The following is a 10,545-nucleotide window of genomic DNA, read 5'->3' on the forward strand; positions in this document are numbered from 1 at the left end:
GATTAGTCCTCCACACGTTCACGCTGAGCAGGCTCTGAGTCCTCGACGAGTTCCTGATCCGCTTCAGCGTTCGGTTCCCCGTCAGCTTCATCGTCAGCTTCACCGTCGGCGTCATCGAGCACGTCGGCTTCCACCGAATCCTGGTCGGACTCGGCGTCGTCGGACTCGAAGTAGTCAGCTTCGGCGTCGTCGGCGCTGTCGTCGATCGCCTTCAGGCCGAACGCTGCGGCTGTGGTGCCGGCGGCTTCTGCCGCGGCAGCAGCACCGGCGGCACGCGGGGCGCGCTCTTCGGCTCCGGCGTGCGCGTCGGCGTTCTCCTGCGCACGGAGGCGGCGCTGCCGGTCCTCCTCGCGGGCCTCTTCTTCCTCGTCCCAGCCGAGATCGATGATGTCGGGTTCCTCCTCGGCCCCGAGGCCCAGCGCGTTTTCGGCCACGATGGCCTGCCGTTGCCATTTGGCGGCCTCGGCAGCGCGGCCTGCTGCCGTCAGCGCGTCAGCGTAGGCACGGAACAACCGGGGGCTGTAGGAAAAGGCGCGGTTGATGTCCAGCTGCGGGATTTCCAGCTCGGACACCGCGGCTTCGAGCTGCCCGAGGTCGGTGCGCGCCCCTGCGGCCACGATGGCCAGTTCCACCTTGCCGGGGGCGTCGAGATCCTTGGCTTCGTCGGACCGGGCCATGTCCAGGGCACGGTCCGGGCGGCCAAGGCCCCGCTCGCAGTCGGCCATGACCGGCAGGTGCATGTTGGAGCCGCTGATGCGGCGATAGGTGCGGAATTCCCGGAGGGCTTCACCATAGTGGCCGGCTCCATAGGCCGTCAGGCCGACAGCTTCGCGGACGGATGCAAGGCGTCCGCCGCGGCGGCTGGCTGCCAGGGCGTGCTGGAAGGCAAGCTCAGGTTCTTCATCCAGAAGCCGTCCCGCCATGACGAGGTGGCGAGCCACCCATTCCGCGCTGGTGCCTTCGAGGGTTTTAATCTGGTGCTGGGTGGCGCGGTCAAGTTCCTTGCCCGTGACGTCCTCGTCGATCTGGGGTGAACGCTCCCGGTCCGGACGGTTGGCGCTGCGGAGATCGCGGGCATTGGGCACGCGTGCCGGACGGTCTTCCGGGCGGTCCCGCCCGTACTGGCGCGGGCCCGAGTCGCCACGGTCGAAGCTCCGTGCCGGCCGGTCCTCACGGTTGCCGAACGGCTTGCGGTTCTCGCCACCGCTGTACGGCTTGCGATCACGGTCGCCACCACCGAAGCTGCGCTGACCCCCACCTTCACGCGGAGCACGATCACCATACGGCTTACGGTCGCCGCCGGAATACGGCTTGCGATCACGGTCGCCACCACCAAAGCCACGCTGACCGCCACCTTCACGCGGAGCACGATCACCATACGGCTTACGCTCGCCGCCGGAATACGGCTTGCGATCACGGTCGCCACCACCGAAGCTGCGCTGACCGCCACCTTCACGCGGAGCACGGTCACCATACGGCTTACGGTCACGATCGCCACCGCCGCCATACGGCTTACGGTCACCATAGGTCGGGCGGCTATCGCCACCGAAGCTGCGCTGGCCTCCACCTTCACGCGGGGCACGATCACCATAGGGCTTACGCTCACCGCCGACATACGGCTTGCGCTCGCCGCCACCAAAGCCACGCTGACCCCCGCCCTCACGCGGGGCACGATCACCATACGGCTTACGGTCACCATAGGAGGGGCGGCCATCGCCACCGAAGCTGCGCTGACCCCCACCTTCACGCGGGGCACGATCACCATAGGGTTTACGCTCACCGCCGGCGCCACCGCCGCTGTACGGCTTACGCTCGCCACCGCCGAAGCCACGCTGATCCCCGCCCTCACGCGGAGCGCGATCACCATAAGGCTTACGGTCACGGTCTTCCCTGGAACGGAACCCACGGGGATCGCCGCCGGAGTTGCTTGTGCCGCGGAAAGGGGCTCCACCGGAACTGCGTCCGCCAGAGTTGTCGCGGGCCTTGCCACCGCGGTTGCCATCATTGTGCTCAGCCATGCTGGGATCCTCCTGTTGCGAGCTGACCACTGGCGCAATCGCAGCCGCTCTGTTCCGTGTTTCGTTTCCTACGCAACCCGAAATCAAGCGCTTCGAAGTCCGTACATCTCCCCCAATTCTAGGCGAGCAACCCGCCCCGGGCTAACGGCAGCCTTCAATGGGGCCCGTCGGTGGCCAGACTCACAACGCCCCAGCGGCCGGGGCGCGCGGGGCCGTTCAGGAACCAGGCGGTTTCCTTCAGGAGGCATGCTCCGGGCGGCCGGTCCAAAGAGTTGACGATCACGGATCAGTGCCCGTATCGTAGTTATTAGACGTCTGACGACTTACGCAGACGGTGATGGCTTCAGGGGGAGGCCGCTGGGATACAAAGGAGTATTTCGTGGGATATGTAATCGGATGTGATCTCGGGTCGCAAAGCGCGAAGGCTGTGCTCATGTCACCGGGCGGCGACATCGTCGCAACGGCAAACACTGGCTACGCAATGCAGCATCCGCACAGCGGCTGGGCAGAGCAGGATCCGGCGCACTACCGGGACGGCATCGCTTCAAGCGTCCGCGCCGTGCTGGCCCAGACGGGAGTCAATCCGGCCGAAGTGTCGCACATTGGGCTATCGAGCCAGGTGGACGGAGTGGTTCCGATTGACGGGAGCATGCGCCCGCTGCGGCCGGCAATTATTTGGCTTGACCGGCGCGCGACCGACCAGGTGGCCCGGCTCGGCAACGCCATCGATCCGGATCGCCTGTTCGCCCGAACAGGACTGAACCTGGACGCCTCGCACACGGGGCCCAAGCTCATGTGGCTGGCCGACAATGAGCCTGGCGTCTACCGTCAGGCCGCGTCGCTGCCTTCGGTTGGAGGCTACGCGGTCGCGTGGATGACCGGCCGTTCCATTCAGGACCACGCCAACTCCTCATCCTCCCTGCTCTACGACGTCGTGGCCCGCGACTGGAGCGATGAACTCATCGATGCGGCCGGGCTCGACCGGGCAAAGCTCCCCGAGATCGGCCGGGCCACTGACGTGGCCGGCACGTTGACCGCAGAAGCCGCCGAAGCGCTCGGTCTGACCACCAACTGCGCGGTCGTGGTCAGCACAGGCGATGACCACGCCGCATGCCTGGGCGCGGGGGGCGTCCGCCCCGGCGTGGTTGTCGACATCTTGGGCACGGCCGAGCCGGTGGGCGTCTCGAGCAACTTTCCCGTCTTCGATGAGACGAAACTCGTCGAAACGCATGCCCACGCGGTCGACGGCACCTACCTGATCGAAAATCCCGGCTTCGTGTCGGGCGGCAACACGCTGTGGTTTGCCAAAAACGTGCTTGGCATCAGCCAGCAGGAGTTCTTTGACCGCGCAGCGCAATCACAGCCGGGGGCCCGCGGGGTCCGCTTCATCCCGGCACTGACCGGATCAATGGCGCCGCGGTGGAATGACTCCCTGCGCGGCACGTTCTCCGGGCTGTCCATGAATCACGACTCCGCCGACATGGCCCGCGCGATCATCGAGGCGAACTGCTTCGCGTTCCGGGACATCTACGACCGGATCGACGCAATGGGCCTGGCCCAGTCGGTCCGGGTCGTCGGCGGCGGAGCCCGCAGCGCGCTGTGGCTTTCGGCGAAGGCAACTCTCTGCGGGACCTCGATCGCCAAGGTGCTGACCGAAGAGACCAGCGCAACGGGTGGGGCACTACTCGCCGCCGTTGCCGCAGGCACCTTCCCCAGCCTCGAATCGGCAGTCGACTCGGTGGTGGAGCTTGATCCCGTCACTATCGATCCCGAACCAGCCCACGCCGAGGCTCTTGAATCGGCTTACCAGGAATACCGCTCACTTTTCGACGCAGTTGAATCAATCCCCCAGAAGGAATCATCACACCATGACGCTCTCGTCTGACCTCGACCGCTACCTCTCGCACCCCCTGGTCGGCCTCGACCAGGTGGTCATCGGCCCGGATGTACTGGACTCCGTCCGGGACATCGTCGCCTCGCTGCCGGCATACAACACCATCGCGCTCCTCACCGACGAGGACGAATACACCACCGGCTCCGGCGCTTACCTCAAGCCCGCCGTCACCGGCCTCCTGGAAACCCTCGGCACGGTCAAAACCGTGGCCCTTCCCGGCCACGTCCACGCCGACGAAGGCACCGTCAGCGCCGCCACCGCCGGCTGCGGGGGTGCGGATGTTGTCGTCACCATCGGCTCCGGCACGTTGTGCGACATCGGCAAGGTCGTGGCCGGGAACCGGCCCCACGTCGTCGTACAGAGCGCCGCCTCGGTCAACGGTTTCGCAGACGACCAGTCCGTACTGCTCATCAACGGCGTGAAGCGCACCGCCCACTCCGGCTGGCCGAGCGCCCTCGTCGTGGACAGCGCCGTCCTCGAAGGCGCGCCGGCGGCGCTGAACCGTTCCGGCCTCGGCGACATGATCTCCATGTTCACCGCCCCCGCGGACTGGTACCTGTCCTCGCTGGTCGACATGGACCGCGGCTTCTCCGCCGAGGCCGCGACCATGACCCGCCGCCACGGCACCGAACTCCTGGACCTGGCCGAAGGCGTCGGAGCCTCCGACCCGGAATCCCTGGCCACGCTCGCCAAGTTCGTGACCCTCTCCGGCATCTCAATGGGCGTCGCGGGACAAACCTCCCCGTCCTCCGGCATGGAACACGTCGTGAGCCACCTGCTGGACATGGCCAACAGCGCCCGGGGGAAGGACACCGCCCACCACGGAGCCCAGGTCGGCGTCGCGACCGTCGTCGTCGCCATTCTGTGGCGGAAGATGAACGAGCGGCTCCGTGCCGGAAGTATCGGCACCCTCCGGCTCCCCGATTCAGCGGACGCGGAGCGCACGGTGCGGGAGGCCTTCGACTGGATGGATGAGGCCGGCGCCACGAGCAACGAGTGCTGGTCCGACTACTCCAAAAAGCTCGAACACCTGCGCGCCGTCGACGCCGGAACGAAAATCCGCGAGGCCGTCGAATCCTGGCGGGCACACGCCGAGGTACTCTCGGGCTTGCTGGGAGAACCGGAAGCCATCGTCGCGGCGCTTCGCGCCGCCGGCGCGCCCACCCGGTTCTCCGAGCTGGAAAACGCCAGCAAAGAGGACGACGTTATCTGGGCGCTCACCAACTGCCACCTCATGCGCAACCGCTTCAACATCGCCGACCTCGCCTACCTGACAGGCGCATGGACCGCGACCGATGTTCTGGCAGCGCTGTCCGAGGCAGAACGGATCGGCGCAGGCCTCTAACGTCACTGGCCCGACACCACTGGCCTGTGCCGCAATCCTGGCCCATCGAGGCATCCCAGGATTGCGGCACCGGCAACCGGGCCGCGACCCTACCGATGCGCCCCGGCAGCCGCCGGCCCGGATCCCTACGATCCGCCGACCCGGATCCCTACGATCCGCCAGCCGGCTCCCACGTGACTTCACCGACTTCACTGGCCCCACCATGAGCACAACCAGTCCTAGAAACCCGTAAAAACCTTTCCTTGTCAGACGTCTAACGACTTGGTATGCTTGATGTACCGGGCCGCGAAGGTCCCTTCCGGAGAGTTTCCCCGCCGATGACGTCAGGGAAATGCCAGGCCCGCCGCCCGTGCGGCGGCCGGCGGCCGTTCGTAACACCCCGATGCCGGAGCGCTGATGTTTCAGCCCGGCACCCAGCCACGGTTTATCCCGCGGCTTCCTCGTCAGATATCAAACGGTCCACGTCCTGTGGTGCCGATGATCGATACAACCCGCAAAGGAGCAGGTCAGTGTCACAAACAGCTACAACTTCCCCCGTGCAGGCGGAGGGCAAGAAAAAACTCCACAAAGTTGCAGGCCCCCTACTGCTGTGGGGCATCGGCGTCGGCGCCGTCATCTCCGGCGACTACTACGGGTGGAATGCGGGCCTGGGGCTCACCGGCTACTGGGGTTACCTGATCGCGATTGCGATCATGGGCCTGCTCTACGCCGGCCTCTCAACGGTCATCGGCGAACTGTCCGCAGCAGTACCGCACGCCGGCGGAGCCTACGCCTACGTCCGCACAGCCCTCGGCCGGGTCTGGGGATACCTCGCCGGGGTGAGCGTGCTTCTGGAGTTCGTATTTGCCCCGGTTGCGGTCGCGCTGACCGTCGGCGCGTACGTGCAGGTCCTTTTCCCCGACGTGCCGATCCTGGTCAGCGCCGCGGTGCTCTACATCGGCTCCACCGTGGTCCACCTCCTGGGCGCCGGAAACTCCATGAAGATCGAGTTCGTATTCACCGCCGTTGCAGTCATCGGCCTCATCGTCTTCATGGTCATCGGGGCTCCGAAGATGTCGCTGGATAACCTGAACGCCTACTCCGGCGGGGCCATCCTGCCCAACGGCATTGGCGGCCTCTGGGCCACCCTCCCGCTGGCAGCCTGGTTCTTCTTCGCCATCGAGAGCCTGCCCATGGCGGCCGAAGAGACCAAGAACCCCGCCAAGGACATCCCCAAAGCCCTGGTCATGGCCTTCCTCACCCTGGCAGTTGTGGGCATCGGTACTCTCACTGTCGCCGCCGGCGTCGGCGGGTCCGACTTCCCCGGCGCCGCTGCCCCGCTGACCGTGGCCCTGTCCAACGTCGTGGGATCCCAGACCTGGATCGTTCCGGTGATCGCCAGCTTCAGCCTCGCGGCCCTGGTCGCCTCGTTCCACGCGATCGTGATTGCCTACTCCCGCCAGACCTTCGCACTCTCCCGGGCCGGCTACCTGCCGGCATGGTTGTCCAAGCTCAACAAGCACCACGCCCCGATCGGGTCGCTCGTCGTCCCCGGTGTCGTCGGCTTCGTCTTCGTCGTCCTCGGCGCCACCATCCTCCCGGACGCCATCCCGGTCCTGGTGACCCTCTCGGTGCTCGTCGCAGCCGTGTCCTACATGCTGATGATGGCCGCAGCCCTGGTGCTGCGGAAGAAGCGCCCCGAGCTGCACCGGCCCTACAAGGCCCGCGGCGGACGCGTCACGATGTGGATCGCCCTGATCCTGGCCGGCGTCCTCATCCCCGCCGCCCTGGTCAGCTTCCCGCTCGCATTCGTCATCGCCGCAATCACGGTGGCCGCGTTCATGGCCTACTACTTCGCCGTCGGCCGCAAGCGGGTCGGCAACTACACCGCCGAAGAAGAACTGGCACTGACAGACCACGCCCTGACCGAAGAAGCCTGACCCAACAGGCCTCAGCCACCCGGGCCGCCCGGCGGGGGCCGCTGCAACCACAGCAGCCCCCGCCCGGCAGCCGCACCGCCATACCGCACAAAAAATTCAGCAAGATCGCATCTACAACTCGAGTCGCTAGACGTCTGACGTTAGATTTGCAATAGAGGCTCTACAAGAGCCGAAAGGAGGGCAATGATGCCCGTTGAACTACTGGCCAAAGAAGAAGCGGCCCGGACCGGGACAACCCCGCTGTACCGGGGCTACGCCTTCGACCTGGACGGCACCCTGTATCTCGGTGATGACCTCATCGAAGGCGCGGACACCGTCGTGGCAGCGCTGCGGGGCTCCGGCGCCCGGGTGGTGTTTGTGACCAACAAACCCCTCGAGACCGCCGAGGCCTACGCGGCGAAGCTGACCAAGCTGGGCATTCCGGCGGTTCCGGCAGACGTGATCTCCGCGCTTGACGCCCTGACCCTGTACCTGGCCGACCGGCATCCCGGGGCCCGGGTCCTGGCCGTGGGCGAGCCGGTCCTGATCGAATCGCTGCGCGGCGCCGGGTTCATCCTGACCGAAAACCCGGCGGAGACCGACGTCGTGGTGGTGTCCTTCGACCGGACCTTCGACTACGACAAACTGACCCGGGCGTACCAGGCGGTCAACGCCGGTGCCGTCATCGTCGCCACGAACCCCGATCCCTACTGCCCCACCCCGGACGGCGGCCTCCCCGATTGCGCAGCCATGCTCGCAGCCATCGAGGCCTGCACCGGCGGCCGCGCCGAGGCGATTGTCGGCAAGCCGAGCGTCCACATGGCGAACGCCTTCCTGGACCGGCTCGGCGTCCCCGCCAGCGAGGCCGTAATGGTCGGTGACCGGCTGCTGACCGACGTCGCCATGGGCCTGAACGCCGGCATGGCCTCAGCCCTCGTGATGTCCGGGGCGACGACGAATGACCATCTCGCCGCTTCAACGATCCACCCAACCCACGTCCTCGACGACGTCCGCGGGCTCATCGCAGCCTGACCGTGCCGGGGCACCAGATGCCCAGCAAGCCCAACCTCTCAACACCCAACCCCAAATACGTTCCACCCACCACCAAGAAAGAACAAAAACAATGTCTGAATTCATCTTCATGCTCACCCACAACGACCGCACCGTCGACAACGCCCTCGAGGTCCTCGAGCAGGTCAAGGACACCGGGCTGCGCCACATCGGCTTCAAGGACGTCGGCGCCACCCCGGAGAAGGCCCGCGAGCTCACCGCCGCCGCGCACGCCGCGGGCCTCGTGGTTTACCTGGAGATCGTCTCGGTGGACAAGGCCGACGAGATGGCCTCCATCGACGCCGCCATCGCCGCCGGCGTCGACTGGATCGTGGGCGGCAAGTTCGCCGCCGAGGCCGTCGAAAAGCTCGCAGGCACCGGCATCAAGTTCGCCCCCTTCCCGGGCCGCGTCGCCGGGCATCCCAGCGAGCTGCTGGGCTCCATCGATGAGATCACCGCGCACGCCGCCGAACTCACCAAAATGGACGGCGTAGACGGCGTGGACCTGCTCGCCTACCGCCACGGCTCCGTTGACCCGCTGGAACTCACCGCCGCCGTCGCGAAGGTCGTCGACGGACCGACTATCGCCGCCGGCTCGGTCGTCACCGAGGCCCAGATCCGCGGGCTCGCCGAAGCCGGCGTCTGGGGCTTCACCATCGGCGCGGCCATCTTCGACGGTAAGCTGCCCGGTGAGAAGGAGTTCGTGTCCCAGGTCCGCACCGCGCTGGCCTTCGCGCACGACGGCGCCCGGATCTAACTCCGCCGCCAGTACACTGGAATCATCGTCACAGGGAGGACACCATGGCAGGTCGCCGGCCAAATCTTGCAGAACAGGTTCGAGATGAACTCACCGAGCTCATCAGCAACGGCACGTATGTGGTCGGCGACCGGCTCCCCAACGAAGATGAAATGTCCGAGAAGTTCGCCGTCAGCCGGGCCACCGTCCGCGAAGGCTACCGGGCCCTGATCGACGCCGGCTACCTCTCCCGCCTCCACGGCAAGGGAACCTACGTCACCCGGGTCCCGCAGCGCCACGCCCTGGACCTGAACGTCAGCTACACCGCGATGATCCAGGCCGCCGGGTTCACCCCCAGCATCCAGATCGTCTCACAAAGCGTGCAGCCCGCCGACGACAGCGACCGGGCCCGGCTCCGCCTCGACCGCGGAGCCGCGGTCGTCGTCGTCGAACGGGTCCGGTTCGCCGATGACCGCCCCGTCGTCTACAGCGTGGACCGGGTGCCGCTGGCCCTCGTGCCCGAAGCAATCCGGGGCAACCTGGGCCCGTCGCTGTTCGACCTGCTCGAAAACCTCAACCACGGTGTCAGAAACGGACGGGCCAAACTCCTCCCCGTCCTCGCCGGCCCCCCGGAGGCCGCGCAACTGCAGGTCAAAGACGGCGTCCCGCTGCTCTACTTCGACGAGGTCGACTACGACGAGAACGGCACACCGGTGCTGGCCTCCTTCGAATGGCACACCAGCGATGTCTTCGAGATGTGGCTCAACCGGCGGGCTCAACCGCCGGCCCAACGCACCGAGACCGCCCAGGCCCTCGCCGAGTCTCGGTCCTAAATCGCTTGGAGAAACGGCCGGGCGCGCTCAAGAGCGTGCCCGGCCGACTCATTTAAGACGATATTGACCGTCCGGACCCCATCGTCCTAAGTCCCCGTTCCAGCCCAGCCGTCTCGTCGCTCCCCCAACGCCCCAGGCGGATTAGGTCGCTAATGGACACGCAGGAGCTCTGTGCGGATGAGCCCGACGAGCGCCTCACGTGGATGGCCGCCGAGTTTCCAGGATACTCTCACGGCTTGTGCGCAGTTCCGGGGTTAGCGGCGAACCCCGTATCCAGCCTGTGCGATATCGGCAGCGGCCTGGTGTGTGGCCGGCGGCTGGAGCGGGTGTGGCCTGGCCGGCGGGTGGCCGTGGTTCTCTTCCCCGACTGACTGGCAGCAGGGGCCGTTTTGAAGGCTCAAAACGGCCCCTGCTGCCAGTCAGTTCGTGTTCGTCGTTAAATGCGGGAGGACCCCCAACGTGGTTGGGGGTCCTCGACCTGAATGGTTGTCCGGCGGTGACCTACTCTCCCACACCCTCCCGGGTGCAGTACCATCGGCGCTGTGGGTCTTAGCTTCCGGGTTCGGGATGGGACCGGGCGTTTCCCCCACGCTATGACCGCCGTAACCCTGTGTCCGCACCCGCCGGCGCCCTGGGGCGTGGGGGTGGGAAATCTGTGGTTACAACATGTGTGGTGTTGTTATGTTGTTGTGGTGTGTTCCTCAAGCAACGGGTTTGTTGTCTGGGAACCACATAGTGGACGCAAGCAGTCTTGTTTCTTTGTACCACCCC

Annotated in this window: 7 protein-coding genes and 1 rRNA gene; 6 read left to right on the forward strand and 2 right to left on the reverse strand. The window is 66.4% G+C overall.

Features of this window, described 5'->3' with window-relative positions; all coding sequences use genetic code 11:
* Window positions 1-2 precede the first annotated feature (2 nt).
* Complete coding sequence (locus tag BLQ10_RS18265) at window positions 3-1,085, reverse strand: hypothetical protein (protein WP_091564446.1); 1,083 nt, start codon at window positions 1,083-1,085, stop codon at window positions 3-5.
* Window positions 1,086-2,397: 1,312 nt separating this feature from the next.
* Here BLQ10_RS18265 and BLQ10_RS18270 point away from each other — a divergent pair.
* The 6 genes from BLQ10_RS18270 (at window position 2,398) to BLQ10_RS18295 (ending at window position 9,774) form a co-directional block, all read left to right on the forward strand.
* Entirely contained in the window at window positions 2,398-3,903 is a 1,506-nt protein-coding gene (locus BLQ10_RS18270; protein WP_175558685.1) for a xylulokinase, read from the forward strand.
* Window positions 3,887-5,257 carry an iron-containing alcohol dehydrogenase gene (locus BLQ10_RS18275; RefSeq protein ID WP_091564448.1) on the forward strand — a complete coding sequence of 457 codons (1,371 nt, stop codon included), beginning with the start codon at window positions 3,887-3,889 and terminating at the stop codon, window positions 5,255-5,257. The genes BLQ10_RS18270 and BLQ10_RS18275 overlap by 17 nt, the downstream gene beginning before the upstream one ends.
* 509 nt (window positions 5,258-5,766) lie before the next feature.
* Complete coding sequence (gene eat, locus BLQ10_RS18280; RefSeq protein ID WP_175558686.1) at window positions 5,767-7,176, forward strand: ethanolamine permease; 1,410 nt, start codon at window positions 5,767-5,769, stop codon at window positions 7,174-7,176.
* Window positions 7,177-7,362: 186 nt separating this feature from the next.
* Complete coding sequence (locus BLQ10_RS18285) at window positions 7,363-8,187, forward strand: HAD-IIA family hydrolase (RefSeq protein ID WP_091564463.1); 825 nt, start codon at window positions 7,363-7,365, stop codon at window positions 8,185-8,187.
* A 91-nt stretch (window positions 8,188-8,278) separates the two neighbouring features.
* Window positions 8,279-8,962 (forward strand): beta/alpha barrel domain-containing protein, encoded by a 684-nt coding sequence (locus BLQ10_RS18290; protein ID WP_091564450.1) that lies wholly within the window; start codon window positions 8,279-8,281, stop codon window positions 8,960-8,962.
* A 44-nt stretch (window positions 8,963-9,006) separates the two neighbouring features.
* Entirely contained in the window at window positions 9,007-9,774 is a 768-nt protein-coding gene (locus BLQ10_RS18295) for a GntR family transcriptional regulator (protein ID WP_091564451.1), read from the forward strand.
* Window positions 9,775-10,262: 488 nt separating this feature from the next.
* Here BLQ10_RS18295 and rrf read toward each other — a convergent pair.
* Window positions 10,263-10,379: ribosomal RNA gene (gene rrf, locus BLQ10_RS18305) — 5S ribosomal RNA — on the reverse strand.
* Window positions 10,380-10,545 lie beyond the last annotated feature (166 nt).

Origin of the sequence: Arthrobacter sp. ok362, assembly GCF_900102785.1 — a bacterium.
In the GTDB taxonomy this organism is placed as follows: Bacteria; Actinomycetota; Actinomycetes; order Actinomycetales; family Micrococcaceae; genus Arthrobacter.